Source organism: Ruegeria sp. AP12 (genome assembly GCF_056540025.1).
In genome coordinates this window covers 231095-253456 of the sequence record NZ_JBQFVZ010000003.1, presented here as the reverse complement: position 1 = coordinate 253456, position 22362 = coordinate 231095, and the positions used below count along the sequence as shown (strand labels likewise).

17 protein-coding genes are annotated in these 22362 nt (G+C 62.1%); 6 read left to right on the top strand and 11 right to left on the bottom strand.

The window, feature by feature from the left end:
- Positions 1-27: 27 nt before the first annotated feature.
- Positions 28-792 (top strand): caspase family protein, encoded by a 765-nt coding sequence (locus ACR0E6_RS12155; protein ID WP_480583679.1) that lies wholly within the window; start codon positions 28-30, stop codon positions 790-792.
- A 48-nt stretch (positions 793-840) separates the two neighbouring features.
- On the opposite strand, the gene smpB is transcribed toward ACR0E6_RS12155, so the two are convergent.
- The 10 genes from smpB to ACR0E6_RS12105 form a co-directional block, all read right to left on the bottom strand.
- A complete protein-coding gene (gene smpB, locus ACR0E6_RS12150; RefSeq protein ID WP_170453563.1) occupies positions 841-1317 on the bottom strand; it encodes an SsrA-binding protein SmpB in 477 nt (158 codons plus the stop codon).
- 58 nt (positions 1318-1375) lie between these two features.
- Positions 1376-1918, bottom strand: a complete 543-nt coding sequence (gene idi / locus ACR0E6_RS12145; RefSeq protein ID WP_170453562.1) for an isopentenyl-diphosphate Delta-isomerase — start codon at positions 1916-1918, stop codon at positions 1376-1378.
- 202 nt (positions 1919-2120) lie between these two features.
- Positions 2121-2534 (bottom strand): c-type cytochrome, encoded by a 414-nt coding sequence (locus ACR0E6_RS12140; RefSeq protein ID WP_480583674.1) that lies wholly within the window; start codon positions 2532-2534, stop codon positions 2121-2123.
- Between the two features lie 114 nt (positions 2535-2648).
- Entirely contained in the window at positions 2649-3662 is a 1014-nt protein-coding gene (locus ACR0E6_RS12135; RefSeq protein ID WP_480583671.1) for a P1 family peptidase, read from the bottom strand.
- Between the two features lie 81 nt (positions 3663-3743).
- Entirely contained in the window at positions 3744-4490 is a 747-nt protein-coding gene (locus tag ACR0E6_RS12130) for an SDR family oxidoreductase (protein ID WP_170735729.1), read from the bottom strand.
- A 57-nt stretch (positions 4491-4547) separates the two neighbouring features.
- Complete coding sequence (arfB, locus tag ACR0E6_RS12125; protein WP_170453558.1) at positions 4548-4967, bottom strand: alternative ribosome rescue aminoacyl-tRNA hydrolase ArfB; 420 nt, start codon at positions 4965-4967, stop codon at positions 4548-4550.
- 262 nt (positions 4968-5229) lie between these two features.
- Positions 5230-5874, bottom strand: a complete 645-nt coding sequence (locus ACR0E6_RS12120; protein ID WP_170521184.1) for a queuosine precursor transporter — start codon at positions 5872-5874, stop codon at positions 5230-5232.
- Positions 5875-5965: 91 nt separating this feature from the next.
- The gene (locus ACR0E6_RS12115; RefSeq protein ID WP_480583666.1) at positions 5966-6850 is read right to left on the bottom strand and encodes an esterase-like activity of phytase family protein; all 885 of its coding nucleotides are present in this window, start codon (positions 6848-6850) and stop codon (positions 5966-5968) included.
- Positions 6823-7686, bottom strand: a complete 864-nt coding sequence (mepA, locus tag ACR0E6_RS12110; RefSeq protein WP_170631286.1) for a penicillin-insensitive murein endopeptidase — start codon at positions 7684-7686, stop codon at positions 6823-6825. Before mepA ends, ACR0E6_RS12115 begins: the two co-directional genes overlap by 28 nt.
- The gene (locus ACR0E6_RS12105; protein WP_480583663.1) at positions 7683-9050 is read right to left on the bottom strand and encodes an MFS transporter; all 1368 of its coding nucleotides are present in this window, start codon (positions 9048-9050) and stop codon (positions 7683-7685) included. Before ACR0E6_RS12105 ends, mepA begins: the two co-directional genes overlap by 4 nt.
- Positions 9051-9180: 130 nt before the next feature.
- Here ACR0E6_RS12105 and ACR0E6_RS12100 point away from each other — a divergent pair, with 130 nt between their 5' ends.
- The 3 genes from ACR0E6_RS12100 (at position 9181) to yaaA (ending at position 12390) form a co-directional block, all read left to right on the top strand.
- On the top strand, positions 9181-9468 hold the full coding sequence (locus ACR0E6_RS12100; protein ID WP_170743634.1) for a YggT family protein: 288 nt from the start codon (positions 9181-9183) through the stop codon (positions 9466-9468).
- Between the two features lie 78 nt (positions 9469-9546).
- Complete coding sequence (gene recQ / locus ACR0E6_RS12095) at positions 9547-11586, top strand: DNA helicase RecQ (RefSeq protein ID WP_480583660.1); 2040 nt, start codon at positions 9547-9549, stop codon at positions 11584-11586.
- A gap of 33 nt (positions 11587-11619) precedes the next feature.
- Positions 11620-12390, top strand: a complete 771-nt coding sequence (yaaA, locus tag ACR0E6_RS12090; RefSeq protein WP_480583657.1) for a peroxide stress protein YaaA — start codon at positions 11620-11622, stop codon at positions 12388-12390.
- A gap of 146 nt (positions 12391-12536) precedes the next feature.
- Here the strand turns inward: yaaA and ACR0E6_RS12085 are convergent, their stop codons facing one another.
- A complete protein-coding gene (locus tag ACR0E6_RS12085; protein WP_480583654.1) occupies positions 12537-14741 on the bottom strand; it encodes a response regulator in 2205 nt (734 codons plus the stop codon).
- A gap of 116 nt (positions 14742-14857) precedes the next feature.
- On the opposite strand from ACR0E6_RS12085, the gene ACR0E6_RS12080 reads away from it, so the two are divergent.
- Positions 14858-20281: an alpha-2-macroglobulin family protein gene (locus tag ACR0E6_RS12080; protein ID WP_480583651.1), complete on the top strand. Its 5424-nt coding sequence runs from the start codon at positions 14858-14860 to the stop codon at positions 20279-20281.
- Positions 20282-20317: 36 nt separating this feature from the next.
- On the top strand, positions 20318-22354 hold the full coding sequence (gene pbpC, locus ACR0E6_RS12075; protein ID WP_480583648.1) for a penicillin-binding protein 1C: 2037 nt from the start codon (positions 20318-20320) through the stop codon (positions 22352-22354).
- Positions 22355-22362: the final 8 nt, after the last annotated feature.

Genomic DNA, 22362 nt, shown 5'->3' with positions numbered 1-22362 from the left:
GTTTACCCATAAAACCTGGAGGCCGAATTGACGCGTATTTTTGCAGCATTTTATATCGTGACCGCCCTGTTAGCAGGGCCGTCAGCGGCGCATGAACGGTTTGCATTGGTGATTGGGAATGCCGGATACACAAATGTCCCGGCGCTCGACAACCCCGTGAACGACGCGCAATTGATGAGCTATGAACTGCGCAACGCCGGTTTCTCGGTCACGACGCTGACAGATGCGAACCGTGCAGAGATGATGCGCGAAGTCGAAACCTTTGCCAGCAAAGTACGCGCGGCGGGGTCCGAGGCGCTGGCCGTATTCTATTTCGCGGGGCACGGGGTGCGCAGTGATGGTTTTAACTATCTTCTTCCGCTGGGTGTGAACATTCAGTCCGAGGCTGACATAGCGGGCGAAGCCGTCCCGGCAGAATGGGTTTTGGATCGCTTTCACTCGCCACAGGCTGTAAGCGTTATGATCCTTGACGCCTGCCGCGACAATCCGTTCAGCAGCCAATCGGACGTGGTCCTGGATGTGGGCGACGGGCTGGCGCGTATGACCGCACGCACGAACAACCTGATCGCCTATGCCACAGGACCCGGTGACGTTGCACTTGATGGGACCGGAACCAACAGCCCTTATACAGCAGCGATTGCGCGCGGGATCGGGACCTCTGGCCTGTCCCTCGATCAGCTGTTTGATCAGGTGCGCTCGGACGTTATCAGCGAAACGGATGGCGTCCAGTCCCCCTGGGCGCGGTCGTCGCTGAACCTTAGGATCGGTATGAGAGACCCGACGTCCAACTGATTTAGGCTTTCAGCCCAGGGCTTCGCAGTGGTCGGGGTGTCCCCCACCCTAGCTGTGATCTTTCATCAAACGCTGCTTTTGCCGTGACCAGTCGCGCTTGGCCTGCGTTTCTCGCTTGTCGTGCAGCTTTTTACCCTTGGCGATGCCGATCTTCAGCTTGGCCCGGCCCTTATGGTTAAAATACAGAACCAGCGGCACCAGCGTCATACCCTTGCGCTGGGTCGCATTCCACAGGTTGGACAACTCCTTGCGTGAGACCAGCAGTTTGCGGCGGCGGCGTTCTTCGTGTTTGAACACCTTGGCCTGCTCATACGGTGCAATGTAGCTGTTGATCAGCCACAGCTCTCCGTCATCGACCGAGGCATAGCTTTCGGCAATGTTCGAGCCACCGGCCCGCAGGGATTTGACCTCGGAGCCTTCCAGCACGATGCCGCACTCGATATCCTCTTCGATTGCGTAATCGAAGCGGGCGCGCCGGTTTTCGGCGATCACTTTGTAATTCGGGTCGGTCTTCTGCTTGGCCATGACGCGTTGATTTAGGCCGCTTGCAGCAGCCATGCAAGGCAAGGATATGCCCTGCGCCTCAGGATTTTGCGGAAATGATCAGGTCGGGGCCAAAAATCGTGTCGGCGTGGTTGTGCAGATAGATCTTCAACCACGGCGTAAACCGGTCCGGATGGCGCTGCACTTCGGCCAGCAGGTCGTGATAGTCGATCCAGCGGATCTCCATCACCTCGTCCGGGTTCGGCTCGATCTTCAGCGGGCCGCGCACATGGGCCAGAAAGACATCCACCACCTCATGTTCGACCATGTCGTTGCCGACATCGGCGTGATATTCCAGCCGGTGGCGGTATTCCGGGTAAAGACCGGTGATCCCAAGCTCTTCCCGCAAGCGGCGCACGGCACAAGTCGAGGCGTTTTCGCCCCAGTCGGGATGGGTGCAACAGGTATTCGCCCACAGGCCAGGCGTGTGATATTTGCCCAGCGCGCGCCGCTGCAGCAAAATCTCGGTCCCGCGAATAACGAAAACCGACACCGCCTTGTGCCTGAGGCCTTTTTGATGTGCCTCCAGCTTGTCTACTGGGGTCAGTTCGCCATCAACCCAGGCCGGGATCATGATTCCCATCGGTCGTCTCCTGCTGCCGATCCCTAGGACGGGGGAAGTAAAAAGAAAAGCTAAGGCCGGATCGGCTTGGCGTCGCGGCCCCGTCGGAGTGTTGTTGCGCCACGTGAGGTCAAACTGGCAACGTTAAGGCCAGTTATCAAGCGCACGAAAGGCCGCAGGGGCTGCGGCCTTTCGTCATGTCACCTGTCATGAACGTGTGAATTTATTCGCCAGAGACGCTGACGATATAGGCAAAAACGTCCTCGGCCCCGGATTTCAGCTTGAAGGTCATTTTCGACTTGGCCGCGGTGTCATCCAGATAGCCTTTCAGGAACGCCTTGGGGTCCTGCGAGTAGGCGACAAAGGTTTCCTCGTCCCAGACCAGTCCGTTTTCACCGGCGGCGACGATGCTGTCGCCATATTTGAACCCTTCATAGGTGCCAGCGGTCCGGCCTGCGACGCCGTAGAGGTTGGGCCCGGTCTTGCCGCCTTTCACGATCACTTCGCCCGCAGGGTCAGCGATCAGGTGGCAGGATTTACACTTGTTGAAGGCTTTCTTGCCGGCCTCGGCATCACCTTCTGCATAGGCTGGCAGGGCCAGCAGGCCGACAATTGCGGTAGCGAGGATACGATTCATTGTCTTAGCTCCGATACGAAATTGGCTGCACCGAATGGACCGTCGGTGCAAAAAAGAGTCAACCGGCAGATTGCCGCGTGACGACACTCTGCCACTGCGACATAGAGGCTGTCCTTAACTTAAGTCATGTAACACGGACCAACAGGGCAACAGATCGCCTTGTGCCGGGGTTGCCAGAAAAACCGCGCGCGCAATGGCACGTGCCAGGCAGATCGAAGCCACGTGGCCGATCATCCCAAGCTCGGCGTCAGTGGACAATGCTCTTGCCCCGGTACTGACCCCAAAGACCAGATCCCCGTCGCCCGGCGTATGCGCCGGCAGCACAGCGCGGGCGATGCCGTCATGGGCCGCCACGGCAACGCGCTGGCACTGAGGTTTGGACAAAGCGGCATCGGTGGCGACAATCGCGATCGTGGTGTTTGTTTTCTCGGGATCGCCGCGCATCGCCTGTGCCTTGCGACTGGGGGGCGGGTGACCCAAACCGGCATTGGGATCAGGGCCTAAACCGCCGAATTCATCCCCGATTTCAAACGGCGCCGCCCAGAAATGACGCTCACCCGGCGTGGTGACGCTGCCCAGCGGGTTGGCCGCAACCAGCGCGCCAACGGTGATTCCGCTGTCCAGCACCAGCGAGGCCGAGCCCAGCCCGCCCTTGTGCATCGCCGCCAGAGCACCCGTGCCCGCGCCAGCCGTGCCCAGAGCGAAATCCTCACCGGCGTTTTCGAACGCGCTGCGCCCCAATGCGCGATAGGGGTTTTCCTCCCACTCCTTGTCGCCGCCATTCAGCAGATCAAACAGGATCGCGCCCGGCACGATCGGAACCACAGTGTCCCCGACCGGAAACCCCCGGCCCCGCGCCCGCAGCGCATCGGAGACGCCCGAACACGCATCCAGCCCGAAGGCCGAACCACCGGACAGCGCAATCGCATCAACCCGTGTAACCGATTTGTCCGGCGCAAGCAGATCGGTTTCGCGCGTTCCCGGCGCGCCGCCCATGACATGGACCGAGGCCGCAAAGGCGTCGTCTGCAGTCAGGACAGTTGCGCCGGATTTCAGCGCAACATCCTGTGCGTTGCCGACCTTTAAGCCGGGGACATCGGTAATCAGGTTTCTGGGTCCAGGGGTCATTGATTTTGTTGAGGTTGGGGCCGGGAAGCGCGCAGGCGCGCTGCCTCCGGCGGAGGTATTTTTGAACAGAAGAAGAGCGGATCAGATGCAGCGGCCACCGTCGACCTCCAATGCTGTGCCGGTGATCATGCTGGCCTCGTCCGAGCACAGGAACAGGGCGGCGTTGGCCATGTCCTCGGGGGTGGAGAAGCGGCCGAGCGGGATGGTTGAGAGGAACTTGGCGCGAATCTCGGGCGTGTCTTCGCCCATGAAGGATTTCAGCAGCGGGGTTTCACCCGCCACCGGGCAGATGGCGTTGACGCGCAGGCCGGACGGGGCGAGTTCAACGGCCATGGTCTTGGTCGCGGTGATCATCCAGCCCTTGGAGGCGTTATACCAGTTCAGGTTGGGGCGCGGTGACAGCCCGGCGGTGGAGGCAACGTTGAGGATTGCGCCCGTGCCGCGGGCTTTCATCGCGGGGACAATGGCGCGGGCGGTCAGGTAGACGGATTTCATGTTCACGTTGAAGACGCGGTCAAAGTCGTCTTCGCTTACATCTTCCAGCGGTGTGGGCAGATGCGTGACACCGGCGTTGTTGACCAGAATGTCGAGATGTTCGTATGTGCCATGGGCTGCCTCGGCCATGGCCTGGACCGAGACACTATCACCCACATCCACCTGTTGCGCCAAGGCGTTTGGTCCAAGTTGCGTGGCCATGTCCTGCGCTGCGTCGCCGTTTATATCGGCGATCATCACACGGGCCCCTTCGGCCAGAAACTTCTGTGCGATCCCTGCCCCGAACCCGGACGCCGCGCCGGTCACGATTGCGGTTTTTCCGTCCAGCCTCATGATGTTGCCCTCCTGCCTGTCGGGGGCAGAGTAGCAACGCATCGCAAAGATGCCAGATCATTCTTCCGACACTTTGCCACGCAGCGCCTTGACGTCACCACGCGCCTTTTTCGCTGCCAACCGCCGTTTGACCGACCCATAGGTCGGCTTCGTCGCGACCCGCCGTTTGGGTTTGACCAGCGCGCGGGCGATCAATTCGGCCAGTCGGGCGCGGGCAAGTTCGCGGTTGCGGGCCTGCGACCGGGTTTCTTCGCATTGGATGATGATCGCGCCATCCTTGGTCCAGCGCCGCCCGGCCAGCCGTTTCAGTCTGTTCTTCACCGGGTCGGGCAGTGAAGGCGAGCGCGCGGCTTCGAACCGCAACTCGACGGCGGTGGACACCTTGTTGACGTTCTGCCCGCCGGGGCCAGAGGACCGCACGAAGCTTTCCGTCATTTCCCAGTCCTGCAGGGTGATCTCGTCGGTGATGCGCAACATGAGGCGGACCTTACAGGGGCCGCACAGAAACAGAAAGGGCCGCCCCGGCGGGACGGCCCTTCGAAAGTACAGGAGGTCGGGTCGGTTAGATCAATCGACCAGCCGGAGCGAGCGCTCCGCCAAGGGCTGCCCTAGCAGGCGATCCCCCCGGTTGTTCCGACACCTCTCTCCAATCTCTTTCTCGACACTGGATCACCTCCTTTTCTATCTGTTGCGGTTGAAAAGGATGGTGGCACAAGTTGTGCCATTCTCCAAACGTTTTTTACGCAGGCTGCGCGGTCAGGCGGGAAACAATCACCTTGAACGGAATCAGCGCGATCAGCGCCAGGGACAGTTTCACCAGCCAATCCGCAAAGGCCAGTGTGACCCACAGCGGGGCCATCGGGCCGGACAGCATGAAGGGCACAGGCTCCCACGCCCAGCTGATGGCTGCGTCTGCGCCAGCACCGAAGACCGTGACCGAGGCCGAGAAGGCGAGGGTAAAGAAGATCGCGGTGTCCAATGCCGAGCCCACAAGGGTCGAGACCAGCGGCGCGCGCCACCAGCGACCGCCGCGCAGCGAATTGAAGATGGTCACATCGGTCAGCTGTGCGATCAGGAAGGCGGTACCCGACGCAACTGCGATCCGCAGCGGTACGGCGGTATAGGTGAAGCCGTCCCCTTGCAGCACGATCTGGCTGCCGATCAGCGAGCAGATGATACCGGTGACAAACCCGGCAAACACGACCTTGCGGGCCGGGCCTACGCCATAGACGCGGTTCATGATGTCAGTGACCAGAAAGGCCAGCGGATAGGTGAAGGCACCCCAGGTCAACAGCCCGTCAAGGATCAGGAACTGGACCAGGATGTTCGAGGCCACGACAATGGCGGCCATGGCAAGAATGCCGGGAATAAAGCTGCGTTGCATATTTTGATGCCCGTTTTGACAAGGTAGCGGCGACTTGGCCAAGGGCTCATCCCAAGGCAAGCCGTGCGTTTAGACCTTTGCCTGCGGCCTGTCAATCGGGCAGCAGGTATTCCACCAACTCGGTCCGTTGCAGCGCCAGAAAGTTGTCATCCGAGATCATGGTGGCGCGCAATCGGCCCTGATCATCGCGCCAGACCGACAGCCCTTCGAGGTTGTCATGCGCGCCTTTGCCTGTCTCAATCAGAGTTTCTTCGGCCTTTGGCGTGTCTTCCGAGACATCCCACCGCCGCAGGCGCGACCGAAAGCCGGTTATGGATGCGGTGCGTTCCAGCACATAAAACCGCCCATCCGGGCCGAAATCGGCAGCCACAGGCTGGAAATCCCCGCGTTGCGGCACGACAAAGGGCGTGGACCACGCGCGCCCGTTCCAGCGATAGACAGGGATGTCCCCCTGCGCCGTGCGGCTTTTCTCGGTCAGGGTAAAAAGGCGACCCTGATCGTCGATTGCCAGCCCCTCGAACGAGCCATTGCGATCCAGACCGTCAAACGCCTTGGGCCGGGGCAAGACCTGGGCCCTTGTTCCCGGCGCCGGGTAATAGGCCACCCGATGCACGCCTTCGAACGAAATATAGAACCCGCCATCCGGCGCCATTGCGATGCCTTCGGAATCCCCCGCATAGCCCAGCATGATGCGGCCCGCGCTGGACAGAACAGGCCAATGGCCCAGAATTCGGATGTCGGTGATCTGATCCCCGTCACGGGTGATGCGGGCCGTGACCAGTGTTGCCCGGTCGCTGAGCACGGTGATGTGAGTGCCGTTTTCCGACATATGGATGGCCGAAAACCCGCCGAACCATTCGGCGTTATGCCTCCAGACATAGCTGCCAAGTTGCGTGGCGGTTTTGACCTCGACCGCCCCAACCGACCCTGCAAGGGCAGCCGCTGCTATCAGTTGGACGACAAAACGGCGGCGCATTGCTGGGGTAAATCAGCCAGAACATACTCCCGGCGTTTCTTGGGGGCTGGGGCGTTCGGGTCGGGTGGCGGAGGGTTGAGGATGTTGTTCACCCATTCCTGCGCCTGAGCGCACCCGTCGCCCCGGGGCGGCGGATCCTGATTGACGCAACCACGCGATCCGCGCGGGCATTTCAGACGGACGTGGAAGTGATAGTGATGCCCCCACCACGGCCTGATCTTGCGCAGATAGGCGCGGTTGCCTGTCTCGTTGTTGCACATCTGAACCTTGGCACCAGGAAAGACAAAGATCCGCGCCACACGCTTGTCTTTGGCAGCTTCACGCAGGATCGCGTGGTGCTGAGGGGTCCAGTTGCCGTTCACAAAGGCCCCGCCAGAGCGGCGCAAGGAAATCGACGACAGGTTCTCGCGCGCTGTGCGGCTAAGGCGCATGTCCCCGCCGGGCAGCATCCAGATATCGATGTCCAACCCAAGTTGATGCGAGCGATGGCCCGAGGTCATCGGCCCGCCCCTCGGCTGGCTGATATCCCCGACATAAAGGCCGTTCCACCCCGGTTGTTTGGCGGCAAAGCGACTGAGGTCCTGCACGTAGTCGATTGCCTCTGGATGGCCCCAGTTTCGGTTCCGCGACAGCCGCATTGCCTGCCATGTGGGCCCGGTTTCCGGCAACTGTACTGAACCGGCAGCGCAGCCGCGCGAATAACTGCCGAAAGCGGCCGGTTTTTGCTGTGAACTGGCCCTCTGCGCGCCAAATAACTGTTTGGCCAAAGGCTCGGCCGTTGCTGTGCTTGCCAGGGTAAGCGCAGCCAAAACTATCAAAAAACGTCGTAAAATCATCTGCTCTGATCCCCTTCCGGTTTCACCCAGCGCATTAGGAACAGCCCCAGAATAAACAACAGGACGATGGGTGACACCCCCAGTCGCGCGCTGCCGGTCACGGTTGTGGCAATCCCGATCAGCAGCGGCGCGGCAAAGGCGGTTGCGCGGCCTGACAGACCATAAAGCCCAAAGCTTTCAACCGGGGTGGCGGGATCCGTGTGGCGCACCATCATCGAGCGGCTGGCCGATTGCAGAATCCCCCCCATGCCGCCGATCAGAACGCCGCAGCCAAAGAACACCAGATCCGGCAGGTTGGACCCTTCGGGCAGCGGGATGCCATAAATCTGCGTCCGGTCCATCATCACCACCGTAACGCAGACAAAGATCAGCACCCAGATCGCGGTCAAAATCACCGGTTTAGGGCCGTATTTCCGATCCATCTTGCCGCCGATCCAAGCAAAGATGGCCGAGGCCAGAACGCTGACGATCCCGAACACGCCGATCTTGATCAGGTCCCATTCCAGCACCAGCCGCGCGTAAACGCCGCCAAAGCTGTAAAGCCCGTTCAGCGCGTCGCGGTAGAACATGGACGAACCCAGATAAGCCGCCAGACTGCCCCGATGACGCAAGGCGGCGATCGACTTGCCTAAAAGGCGCAACGCCTCTCCGACGCTGCCCTTCTTTTCGGTTTGCGGATCATCGCGCACCCACAGGAAATAGGGCACCATGAACAGAACGAACCACCCGGCGGTGAACGGACCGACAAAACGCGTGCCCTCGCGCGCGGCGGCGTCCAGCCCGAACAATGGCTCCATTCCGATCAGGGTCTTGCCATTGGGCTGTTCCACAAACAGCGCCAGCATGATCGCGAGCGAGATCAGACCGCCGAAATAGCCGAACGCAAAGCCCGAGCCGGAAATCTCGCCCACTTCGTTATCGTCCCCCAGATCGGGCAGCTGAGAATTGATGAAGATCAGCGCATATTCTGCGCCCACAAAACCCAGGCCAAAGGCCGACAGCATCAGCCACATATTCGAGCCATCGGGCAGCGTGTACCACAGCGCAGCCGAGCCCACCGCGTACATCACCGAAAAGGCAAATATCCAGGGGATGCGCCGCCCCGACACATCCGCCATTGCGCCCAGCAAGGGTGCTCCGAACGCGATGATCAGACCGGTGATGGTCAGGCAGTTTGCCCAGACCGTCTGCGCCTGCGCGGCGGCGGCCTCGGCACCCAGCCCGGTATTGGCGTAATACCCGGCGGCGACCCCTGCGAAATAGGGGCCGAACACAAATGTCACCAGCAGAGTGTGATAGGGCTGGCTGGCCCAGTCGAAAAACCACCATCCCCAGATGCGCTTGCGCTTGGAAATCTCTGCCATGACTGCCCCTGTTCTTCTTTGTCTTCATAAGACGGGGCTTTGTTCCAATTCGCAAGCTTTCAGTTGGGCCGGACTTGCTCTTTACGACAGGGGCGCTTAGGTCTCTGTTCGGTGAAAGAACGGAGTGCCCATGCTGTCGCTGATCCAAATCCTGCTGCTGATCCTGGACATTGTCTGGTTCATCATCCTTGCCCATGTGATCATGAGCTGGCTGATCAACTTTCAGGTGCTGAACCTGCATCAGCAACTGGTCGCGCAAATCTGGTACGGCCTGAACCGCATTCTCGAACCGATTTATGGCCCGATCCGCCGCTTTCTACCCGCGATGGGCGGACTGGACCTGACGCCGTTGGTGGTGCTGGTCGGCGTCTATGCACTGCGGATCATTCTGATCAACAATGCGGTCTATTTCTACTGACCTCTTGTTCACCGAATCTTAGTATGTGATTGTCCTGTCTTAAGAGCAGATAAACCTTAAAACAGGGCAACCCCGCACATGTTCGACGCCGCGCCTTTGCTGCGAGATGTCTTTGGATTCGACGACTTCCGCCCCGGTCAGGAGGAAATCGTCGATGCTGTGACAGTCGGTGAAAACGTGCTGGCCATCATGCCCACCGGCGGCGGTAAATCCCTATGCTATCAACTGCCTGCCTTGCTGCGCGACGGTGTGACGGTGGTGATCTCTCCGCTGATCGCCCTGATGCGCGATCAGGTGCGTGGGCTGCAAGAGGCCGGGGTTGAGGCCGGAGCGCTGACCTCCGGCAATACACCCGAAGAAACCGATGCGGTGTGGGAGGCGCTGGAAGCCGGGCGGCTGAAGCTGCTTTACATGGCCCCCGAACGTCTGGCCGCTGGGTCAGCTTTGGGGATGCTGCGCCGGATCAATGTCAGCCTGATCGCGGTGGACGAGGCGCATTGCGTCAGCCAGTGGGGCCACGATTTCCGCCCTGATTACCTGCGGATCGGAGAGCTGCGGCGCGCGCTGGACGTGCCTTTGGCCGCGTTCACCGCCACGGCGGACGCGGAAACGCAGGATGAAATTGTCGAAAAACTGTTCGACGGCACCGCGCCGCGTAAATTTCTGCGCGGGTTCGACCGGCCCAATATCCATCTGACTTTTGCCGCGAAGGACGGGCCGCGCAAACAGATCTTGGACTTTGCCGAGGCACGCAAAGGTCAATCCGGCATCGTCTATTGCGGTACCCGCAACAAGACCGAAGTGTTGGCCCAAGCCCTGCGCGCCGAGGGCCACACCGCCTGCCACTATCACGGCGGGATGGAGGCCGAGGACCGCCGCATCGTCGAAACCCGTTTCGCGCGCGAGGATGGTCTGATCGTGGTCGCCACCGTTGCGTTCGGCATGGGCATCGACAAACCCGATATCCGCTGGGTTGCACACGCAGACCTGCCGAAGTCCATCGAGGCCTATTATCAAGAGATCGGCCGCGCGGGCCGTGATGGCGGGCCTGCCGAGACGCTGACCTTGTTCGGCCCCGACGACATTCGCCTGCGCCGCTCGCAGATTGACGAAGGGCTCGCACCACCAGAACGACGCATGGCCGACCACGCGCGGCTGAACGCCCTGCTGGGGCTGGCCGAGGCGCTGGTCTGCCGCCGTCAGACCCTGCTGGGATATTTTGGCGAACAGATCGAACCGTGTGGTAAATGCGACCTGTGCGATGCTCCTCCGGAAGTGTTCGACGGCACCACCCCCGTCCGCATGGCGCTGTCCGCCATCCTGCGGACCGAGGAATGGTTCGGCGCGGGGCATCTGATCGACATTCTGCTGGGCAATGAAACGGATAAAGTTCGCGCCCGCCGTCACGACAACCTGTCCACTTGGGGCATCGGCAAAGACTGGTCGCGCCCGCAATGGCAGGCGATTTTCCGGCAGATGATGGGGTACGATCTGGTGCGCCCCGATCCCGAACGCCACGGCGCGCTGCGTATGACCGAGGCCGCCAAACCGATCCTCAAGGGCGAGGCCCAGATCAACCTGCGCAAGGATACGATCCGCAAGGCCACCCGGCGACCCGCCGTCAAGATGATGGTGTCCGAAGAGGACGCGCCATTGCTGAGCGCGTTGAAAGCCAAACGCCGGGCGCTGGCGGAATCCGCGCGGGTGCCGGCCTATGTCATCTTTCCCGACCGCACCCTGATCGAAATGGCCGAAAAGCGCCCCGCCACGCTAGATGATATGGCCCGGATCGGCGGGGTCGGCGCGAAGAAACTGGAACGCTACGGCGATACGTTTCTTGAGGTGATTGCGAGCGAGGTTGAAGCCGTTCACCCCGCGCGCCGCAAACTGGCAGGGCGCGATCAGGGCGAGATTTATGACCGTTTGCTTGAGGTGCAGTCTCAGCTGTCGCGTGGCCCGGACGGGATCGACAAGCCGCTGACCTGCTCCGCCTCGCAATTGGCCAAGGTGGCACAACTGCGCGCCGACGACCCTCGTGGGATCGAGATGGTGCTGGGCGACCGCCGTCACGAAAGGTTTGGCGCGGCCTTTCTGGACGTGCTGCGGGATGCGGGCTAAATACCCGGCATCAGGCAAGGAACGAGGGCGGATATGCTGGTAGTGATTTCCCCGGCCAAACGGCTGGACTGGGCAGAGCGGGATATTGAGGTCACAGCACCCGATTTTCAGGACGACGCGATCCGCCTGTCAAAAACCGCCCGCAACCTGACGCTGGGCGATCTGAAAAAGCTGATGGACCTGAGCGACGATCTGGCCCGCCTGAACCGCGACCGCTATCGCGCCTTTGCCGACGCGCCTGAGGCTGACACCACCCGCCCCGCCGCGCTGGCCTTTGCCGGGGATACCTATCAGGGGCTCGAGGCAGCCTCGCTGGACGCGGACGAGATGGCCTGGGCGCAGGATCATCTGCGCATTCTGTCGGGTCTTTACGGTGTCCTGCGCCCGCTGGATGCGATTCAGCCCTATCGGTTGGAGATGGGCAGCAAACTGAAGACCCGCCGCGGCAAGAACCTTTATGAATACTGGCGCGACCAGTTGAGCAAGGCGCTGAACGCGCAGGCCGAAGAGATTGGCGGCGATGTTCTGGTGAACTGCTCCAGTCAGGAATATTTCGGTGCGGTCGACCTGAAGGCGCTGAAACTGCGCGTGATCACGCCCGTGTTCATGGAAGACAAGGGCGGCACACCCAAGATCGTCAGCTTCTTTGCCAAGAAAGCGCGCGGCGCGATGGCGCGCTATATCATTCAACATCGGTTGACCGATCCCAAAGGGCTGCTCGATTTCGACAGCGGCGGGTATGAATACCGCCCGGAACTGTCTGAGGAAAACAAGCCGGTTTTCCTGCGCCCTTATCAGGCTTGAACCTTACGCATGAAACCGGCCTGTGGTCCTGGTTGTTGATGGCGGAGCGAGGGGCGCTGCCCCTCGCGCTCCCCGGGATATTTTTGGCCAGATGAAGGGGATCCGGTTGCGCGGTTTGAAGCGTGGCGTGTGTGGGGCGAGGGGTTCTAGCCTGTCGGAGCAGGACTGTCCGAGACCGGCTGGGCTTCATCCGGGCGGTGGTCCAGAATCATCTGGTGGATCAGTTTCTTGTGCAGCGGTTTTGTCAGGTAGTGATCAAGCCCGGCGGACAGGATGCCCTGATCGTCACCCGCCATGGCATGCGCAGTCAGGGCAACAATGGGGACATGGCCACCCGTTTCAATCTCGTGCCGCCGGATTTCGGCGGTCGCCTGCTTGCCGTCCATTTTAGGCATGGAAATGTCCATGAAAATCAGGTCAGGGGCGAATTCCTGATAGGTTTCAACCGCCTCTAGCCCATTGCCTGCAAACTGGAGATCGATGTTCAGGTCTTTCACCATCTTCTTCAGGATCAGTTGATTGGTGCGATTGTCCTCGGCCGCAAGGACGCGCATCCGCCTTTGGCTTTCTGGTTTCTGCGCAGAGCCAGCTTCGGCCACATCCGGGATGTCGGGTTTCAACGCGGCGCTGCCCAGCGCCATGAGGCGGCTGTAAAGCTCGGATCGCGGGATTGGCTTTTGCAGAACGCCTTCGATCAGGTGCCGGGCGGGATCGGCGTAGATGACGCCCGGATTTGCCGACATGATCACCACCGGCAGCTCTGACCAGCCGCGATCTTTCACAGTTGTCGCCAGTTCCAGCCCGTCCATATCCGGCAGGTCGTGGTCACACAGGACCAGATCAACGGTTGCATCCAGCTTTGCCAAAGCCTCACCCCCCGAGGCGCACATGGTGACGTCTGCGCCAAGGCGGCCGAGTTGCTTGGCAAGGATGGCGCGGTTCACGGCCATATCCTCGACCACCATCACATGTTTCAGGCGACCATCCAGATCAGGCGGCGCGGGTTGCGGACCTTCGGCGGTGGGCAGCGACACCCGGAACCCAAAGCAAGAGCCCTGCCCCACTTCGCTTTCGACCCAGACTGTGCCGCCCATCATGGTGATCAGGCGCTTGGTGATCGCAAGACCCAGCCCGGTGCCTTCGAATTGGCGATTACGCTCATCCTCGACCTGATTGAACTCGCCAAAGATGTGGCTGATCTTGTCGGGTTCGATCCCGATGCCGGTGTCTTCGATCGCGATATGGATGTCGCATTCCTGCGTGTCCGGATGCGGCACACCGGTGACCCGGATCAGGACATGACCGTCGCTGGTGAATTTGACGGCGTTGCCCACCAAGTTGGTCAGCACCTGCCGCACCCGACCCGGATCGCCCACAAACAGCGTCGGCAGGAACAGGTCGTAATCCACCAGCAACGTCAGCCCCTTGTCCCGCACGCTGGGCTGCAACAGCATCGCCACTTCCAGAATGCAGCGTTCCAGATCGAACTGTTCGGGATGCAGGATCAGCTTGTCGGCTTCGATCTTCGAATAATCCAGCACGTCATTGATGATAACCAGCAGCGCCTCGCCCGAGTTACGGATGGTGTTGACGTAAAGGCGTTGTTCCTCGTCCATCGGGGTTTCGGACAGCAACTCGGTCATGCCGACGATGCCGTTCATCGGTGTGCGAATTTCGTGGCTCATATTCGCGAGGAAAGCCGACTTGGCGCGGTTGGCGGCCTCGGCCCGGTCGCGGGCGGCCTGCAATTCAGCCTCGTGCCGGACCGAGGCGGTAATGTTCAGCGCCAGGCTGACCACATCGCCGCCATTGCCGCGTTGATCGATCAGACGGATGTATTCGCCGTTCCACAATTGAATTACCTCGGACGGCGGATTTGCCAATGCCCATCGATCCTGCATCCGGGCGCGCCATGCGGCGGCTTTCTCATCGCCGATATCCACGATCCCCTCGGTCGTCAGCAGGTCGAGAATCCGGGTGTATGAGATACCCGGCGCGACCTCATCCAACCCCTCAAACACGCTCAGATAAGCGGTGTTGGCGCTGATCAGGCGGCTTTCACCGTCAAAAAATGCGAACCCGTCCTGAATCGTCTGGATCGAATGCCACAGGCGGCGTTCTGCAACCTCGACCTTGGCATGCGCCACTGTCAGATCGGATTTGACCTTTTCGTTTTCATCCCGGACCGTCTCAACCTCGGCCTGAGTCTCACCGATGCGCTTGGTCAGGGCCATGGCGTGGCGACCCAGCTTGCGATTGGCCGCGTAAAGCTCGGCCTGTTTCATTTCCAGCATCCGCTCGGCCGCGAGACGCGCGCGCCGTTCCTGTGCCAGTTTCTGTGCAAGGCTCATGATGTTCAATTCCGGTCTGATCCGCACCCAGCATCCGGCCAACCGATGAAAAAGTGTTTAAGCCGTTGCGTGACCCGCGGGCCGCATGCGAGATTGATGGGGAATAGGAGGCCCCGATGCACCGCTTTGTTTTTATTTCAATTGCTTACATCTTTTCTTTGCTGATCCTGCCCATGGCGTCAGTGGCACAGACAGCGGTGCCGGAATTCCGCTATATCACCACGCGGGATGCGGATTTTTATGGCTCGGATCTGGACGCGCTGTTCGACACGGATCTGCAATCCTGCATTCGGGCGTGCTCGGCCAATCAGCAATGCACAGCGTTCACCTACAACACCCGATCCGATGCCTGTTTTCCCAAAAGCGGCGTGAACCGGCAGGAGCCCTATCAGGGCGCAGTGTCGGCGCAGAAGGTGGCGACGCCGGAACAGACCCTAACACTGGCGAAAACGCGCGCGGAGGCAATGACCTTCATCCGTCAGAAAGACCTCAACGCGGCCGCACGGCAAGCGCGCGACCTTGGATTTTTGCACAATGCCGGGGATCGTGATCTGCAGACTTTGCTGGAGGCGGCGCGGAACGCGGATACCGACAGGTTGGCAATGCTCTGGACCGGGGCGGCTGTGACCCTGAGCGACGCGCCAGAATTGTGGGCGGAATATGCAAGGCTGTTGCTGGGCCTGGACCCCAATGGCTATCGCGAAGGGCGTGAGTTGCGCGAACGTGCCCTGAACGCAGCCGTCAACGGGTATCTACGTTCGGATGCGCCGGGGACTCAGATCGCGGCTTTGATGATCCTGGCGGACGCGCTGGAAGCGGCGGATCGCGGGCGGGACATGGTGTCTGCCCTGCGTCTGGCGGAACAGGTTCAGCCGCGTGCGGATGTGCTGGCCGCGTTGGATGAGGCAATCGGGAAATATGGCTTCCGCGTCATCGACAGCACCGTTGAAAGCAACGCCGCCGCGCCGCGTATCTGTGTTGAGTTCTCGGAACCGCTGGTCAAGGCCGGGGTCGATTATGACCCCTATGTGCAGCGCAGCACCGAGGGGTTGGTGGTGCAGGTTGAAGGCAAAAACCTCTGCGTTGATGGCGTGGCGCACGGCCAACGCTATCGTCTGAGCTTGCGTGAGGGGCTTCCAGCCGCATCGGGCGAGGCTTTGAACCGCACGGTGGAATTGACGCATTACGTGCGGGATCGCGCGCCGTCGGTCCGCTTTCCCGGACGCAGCTATGTGCTGCCGAAATCGGCGGATGCCGCCCTGCCGGTCGAAACGGTAAATACCGCATCTCTGGACCTGACCCTGCGGCGTGTCAGTGACCGCAACCTGATCCGCGCGGTGCAGCAGGATTTCTTTGGCCGCCCGCTAAGCGATTGGCAGGAAGAGACGTTCTCGGAAGAGATCGCCGAGGATATCTGGACCGGCACAGCTGATATTTCGAACGAGTTGAACCAAACCATGACCGCCCGTCTGCCGATGGCCGAGGCGATTGCCGAGCAGCCCGCAGGCATCTACGCGCTGACGGCGCGTGTTCCGGGCGTCGATCCCTATGACGATCCGGGTGCGACGCAATGGTTTGTCCTGACCGATCTGGGGATCAGCACGGCTTTGGGCACTGACGATCTGCATGTGACCGTGCGTGGGCTTCATGATGCCGCGCCTCGGGCGGGGATCGACGTCTCGCTGGTGTCCAACGCCAATGCCGTGATTGCCCAGGCGCAAACCGATGACAGTGGCTACGTGCGGTTTGAACCCGGTTTGACTCGCGGCACGGGCGCAAGCGCGCCTGCTTTGGTGATGGTATCCGACGGGGATACAGATTTCAGCTTTCTGTCTCTGACCGACCCGGCCTTTGACCTTTCGGATCGCGGGGTCGAAGGGCGCGCGCCTGCCGGGCCGGTGGATGTGTTCCTGACCACCGACCGGGGGGCCTATCGCGCGGGCGAGGTGATCCATGTCACCGCGTTGACGCGCGATAGCACAGCACAGGCGATTGACGGCCTGCCGCTGACGGCCATTCTTTCGCGCCCGGATGGGGTCGAGTATCGTCGCGTTGTTTCAGATGGCGGCGTCGCCGGGGGGCATGTCTTTGCCCTGCCCGTCGCTGCCGATGTGCCGCGCGGGGCGTGGAAGATCGAGATCAAGTCCGATCCCAAGGGCGCGGCGCTGGCCCGCCAAACCGTTCTGGTCGAGGATTTCCTGCCCGAACGCATCGACTTTGACCTGACCCTGCCGGACGCCCCGCTGCGCCCCGGCGACACACCGCCCTTGCAGATCGACGCGCGCTATCTGTTCGGCGCGCCGGGGTCGGATCTGGGCATCAACGGTCAGGTCATCGCCCGCGCCGCCGACACCCTTCCCGGCTATGAAACCTATCGCTTTGGCCGCTATGACGCCGAAACCTCGACCAAAAGCACCTATTTCGGAGACGCCCGCACGGATGCCGCCGGGCAAGCCACGATTGCCGTGGAAATCCCTGTGTTGAAGACCGATGGCGCTCCGGTCGAAGCGGTTGTCATCACCCGTCTGTCCGATGGATCCGGTCGTCCGGTGGAACGTCGACTGACGGCCCCGGTGCGGTCCGCGCAAGCGATGATCGGGGTCCGGCCCTTGTTTGAAGATGTGATCCCCGAGGGGACCGAGGCCGCCTTTCAGATCGTCGGCCTGTCGCCCGACCTGACCCCGGAACCCATGCGCCTGCGCTGGACGTTGAACAAGGTGGAAACCCGCTATCAGTGGTACCAGCTATACGGCGACTGGAATTGGGAGCCGACCACCCGCCGCACCCGCATTGCCACGGGTGAGGTCGAAACGACCACAAACCCGCTGACCCTGACGCAGCCCGTAGATTGGGGGCAGTATGAACTGGTCGTCCAGCGCCTTGATGGCGCTTACGCCGAGACGGCGGTTGAGTTCTCGGCAGGTTGGTATCAGGCGGCAGATGCATCCGCCTCGCCCGACCGGTTGGAGATGTCGCTGGACCGCGACAGCTATCGCCCCGGCGACACTGCGCAGTTGCGGGTCCTCCCGCGCAAGGCGGGAATGGCACAGATCGAAGTTCTGTCGAACCGTCTGATCCACCGCCAGATGGTCGAGGTGCCCGAAGGCGAATCCGTGATCCCCATCGAAATCACCGAAGACTGGGGCGCAGGCGCTTATGTCACCGCCACGGTGATCCGCCCGATGGACGTCGCCGCAGGCCAGAACCCGGCGCGGGCGATGGGTGTGGCCCATGCGACGGTCGAACCGGTGGGGCGCAAGCTGGATGTGACCATCGACGTGCCCGAGGTGACCGCGCCACGACAAACGCAAAAAGCCCGTATCAGGGTCGAAAATGCGCGCGAAGGCGACCCGGTCTGGCTGACCTTGGCGGCTGTGGATGTCGGCATCCTCAACCTGACCGGTTTCGAAAGCCCGGACCCGCAGGGGTACTATTTCGGCCAGCGCCGTCTGGGCGTAGACCTGCGCGATGTCTATGGGCGTCTGATCGATGGCATGAACGGCGCGATGGGAACGATCCGCTCGGGCGGTGACAACGCTGGCACACGCCGACAATCTCCGCCACCAACGCAGGACCTGATGGCCGTTTTCAGCGGACCGGTTCAGGTCGATGCGAATGGCGAGGTCGAGATCGACATCCCCCTGCCCGCCTTCAACGGGACCGTGCGCCTGATGGCGGTGGCGTGGTCCAACGCCGCCGTGGGTCAGGCCGAAGCCGAAATGATCGTCCGCAATCCGGTTGTCGTCACCGCCAGCCTGCCACGCTTTCTGGCCCCCGGCGATCAAAGCCGAATGCTGTTGGAGATCGTCCATGCCGACGGTCCAAGCGGGGAAATGGCACTGGGGCTGACATCCTCATCCACGCTTCAACTGGGCTCAGCGCCCAGCAGTTTCGTGCTGGAAGACGGCGGCAAAACCACGTTCGAGATCCCGGTCAGCGCTCTTGCGGTTGGCGACCCTGAAATCAACGTTGCGATCACCACTCCGGATGGCCGCGATCTGTCGCAGACCCTGAGAATGCCTATCCGTGCAAATGACCCCGTTGTGGCTCAAACACGGCGGTTTTCGCTGGGCGAAGGCGACAGTTTCCTGCTCACACAGGATGTGTTTGACGGGTTCCAGCCCGGTTCGGCCAAGGCCATCATGTCCGCCGGAGCGCTGGCGAAATTCGACACGCCCGGCTTACTGGACCAACTGAACCGCTACCCCTATGGCTGCACCGAACAGATCACCAGCAAGGCGCTGCCCCTGCTCTATCTGTCATCTGTCGCGCAAGCCTCGGGGCTTGGCAATGGCCCAGCGGTGGATCAGCGCATCACCGACTCGATCCGCAGCATCCTGACCCGGCAGGCCCCGAACGGAGCCTTTGGCCTGTGGCGTGCGGGCAGCGGGGATTTCTGGCTGGACGCCTATGTCACCGACTTCCTGTCGCGCGCCCGTGCGCAGGGGCACCCGGTGTCCGACCGCGCCTTTGCCCAAGCCATGGACAACCTGCGCAACCGCATCAACTATGCGCCCGACTTCGACAAGGGGGGTCAGGATATTGCCTATGCCCTGATGGTGCTGGCGCGAGAAGGGGCGGCCTCGATGGGCGATTTGCGCTATTACGCAGATGCCAAGGGCGACGCGTTCGACACCCCACTGGCTGCGGCCCAGTTGGGGGCAGCGCTGGCCTCATACGGGGATCAGACCCGCGCTGACGCCATGTTCGCCCGTGCCGCCCAAATGTTGCAACGCCGCCCCGCGCAAGAGAAATACCTGTGGCGCGCGGATTACGGCACCGATCTGCGCGATGCCGCCGGTCTGCTGACGCTGGCCGTGGACGCGGGCAGTCAGGCGGTGGACCGCGACGCCCTGATCCAGCGTGTTAGCGCCGAGCGCGGGTATCTGTCGACGCAAGAGGCGTCATGGTCCCTGCTGGCAGCCCACGCGCTGGTCTCGAACCCGTCCGGGTCGGGGCTGATGGTGAACGGCGCACCGGTCTCTGGCCCCTTCGTTCAGGTGCTGGAAAGCGGATTGACGGATGAGCTGAACATCACCACCACAGACGCGAACCCAACCGACATCACGTTGACCGTCACCGGCATCCCGACCACACCGCCCGAGGCAGCCGGCACCGGCTATGCAATCGAGCGCAGCTATTACTCGATGGATGGTGAGCCGCTGGACCCGACAAACTTCGCCACCGGCGACCGGTTTGTCACGGTCCTGACGGTCACACCCTTTGAGCGCGGTGGCGCGCGGCTGATGGTGGATGACCCTCTGGCAGCGGGGATTGAGATCGACAATCCGAACCTGCTGCGCTCGGGCGATGTGCGCGCACTGGACTGGCTGGACCTGTCCGAGGCGACGCATACCGAGTTCCGCTCGGACCGGTTTCTGGCCGCGGTTGATCTGTCCGGCGGTGAGACCGTGACGCTGGCCTATGTGGCCCGCGCGGTCACGCCGGGCACGTTCCACCACCCGGCGGCCTCGGTCGAGGATATGTACCGCCCGCAAAACCGCGCCCGGACCGGGACCGGGCAGATCGAGGTTCGGTGATCGGTCGCCCGACATATCAACTGGCAGAGCGTCGGGATGCCTAGAAGCGCCGCGATATTGTTGGCACTGGCCTGTGTGCTCTACCTGACCGCCTTTGCGCGGGACCGGGCGGCGGAGTGGGTGGATGCAACCGTCCTGCCCCCTGTTCTGGCGGAAACCTCGGTCGAGATGCGGGACCGGAACGGCACGTTGTTGCGCGCCTTTCCGGTCGAAGACGGGATCTGGCGACTGCGCCCCGGCGCGGTCGATCCCGCCTTTACCGACATGCTGATCCGGTACGAGGATAAACGGTTCTGGTCCCATTCCGGCGTCGATCCAATGGCGATGATCCGCGCTGCGGGGCAGGCGCTGTGGAACGGGCGCACCGTTTCGGGCGGATCAACCCTGACCATGCAGGTCGCGCGGCTGATCGAGGACGGCCCCACCGGACGCTGGAGCGGCAAGATCCGCCAGGTTAGGGTCGCTTTGGCGCTGGAACGACGCCTGAGCAAAGACCAGATTCTGGGCCTGTATCTGACCCATGCGCCCTATGGCGGCAATCTGGAAGGCATTCGCGCGGGTACCCGCGCCTGGTTTGGCAAAGACCCGGTTCGACTGACGCCCGCGCAGGCTGCGTTGCTGGTCGCCCTGCCCCAATCCCCCGAAACGCGGCGACCCGACCGCGCCGCCGAATCCGCCCGAACAGCGCGCGACCGGGTTATGCGGCGGATGCAGCGGCATGGGGTGCTGTCTGACGCCCAGATGCTCAGCGCGCTGACGGAAACGGTTCCCACGCAGATGAAGGCCTTCCCGCGCCTCGCACCTCATCTGACCGACCGGGCCCAGCGCGCAAACCCCGAGGCCGAGGCGCTGGATTTGACATTGGACGCCGGGTTGCAGGCCCGGCTGGAATCGCTGGTGGCTCAGGCCGCCGATCAGGCGGGGCCGCGCATCTCCGGTGCCCTAATCGTGGCGGATCACCGCAGCGGTGAGATTCTGGCTTCGGTCGGATCGGCGGGCTATCAGGACGACCGGCAAGGCTTTGTCGACATGACCCGCGCATTGCGCTCACCGGGCTCCACGCTGAAGCCCATGATCTATGGGCTGGCCTTCGATCAGGGGCTGGCCCATCCCGAAACCCTGATCAGCGACAGCCCGGTGATGTTCGGGCGCTATGCGCCGCGCAATTTCGATGGTGTCTTTCGGGGGGACATCCGGGTGCGTGACGCGCTGCAATTGTCGCTGAATATCCCGGTGGTGCGCCTGACCGACGCGCTCGGCCCCGCGCGGGTGATGGCGGCGCTGCAACAGGCTGGAAGTGATCCGCAACTTGGCGGCGGGACACCGGGACTTGCCATCTCGCTGGGTGGTGTGGGGCTTAGCCTGTACGATCTGGTGCAACTCTACGCCACGCTTGCGGCAGGCGGGCAAGGGCCGGTTCTGCATCATGACGCACTGGCCGAGCGGACCGAAACCGCCCGCGCCCTGTCGGACGTCGCCGCGTGGCAGGTCAGCGATATTCTTGCCGGGCTCGCCCCTCCACCGGGGGCCGCCGCGCAGGTGTTGGCCTACAAGACCGGTACATCCTACGGACACCGGGATGCCTGGGCCATTGGCTTTGACGGCCAGCATGTGATCGGCGTCTGGCTGGGCCGCGCCGACGGAACGCCAGTGCCCGGCGCATTCGGAGGTGAACTGGCCGCGCCCCTGCTGTTCGAGGCGTTTGGACATCTGAAATCCATCCCCGCTCCCTTACGCCCGCCCCCACCCTCAACCCTGATTGTCGGGGCCGCCGAACTGCCGCACCCCCTGCAACGGTTTCAGCCGCGCGGGGCGGCGTTTGAGAATGATCCGAGCGCCCCTGACATGATTTTCCCGCCAAACAATGCCGTGTTAGAGACCGACGGAGCCCCTTTGACCGTCAAACTGCGCGGCGGGGTCGGGCCGTTTTCCCTGCTGGCCGACGGGGTTCCGGTTTTGACCGGACAGCGGCACCGTGAGTTCGAAATACCCAATCCGGGGCCGGGGTTTTCCGCGCTGGTGGTGGTTGACGCCCATGGCGCGTCTGACCGGGTTTCGGTCAGGATCGACTGAAAGGAGAT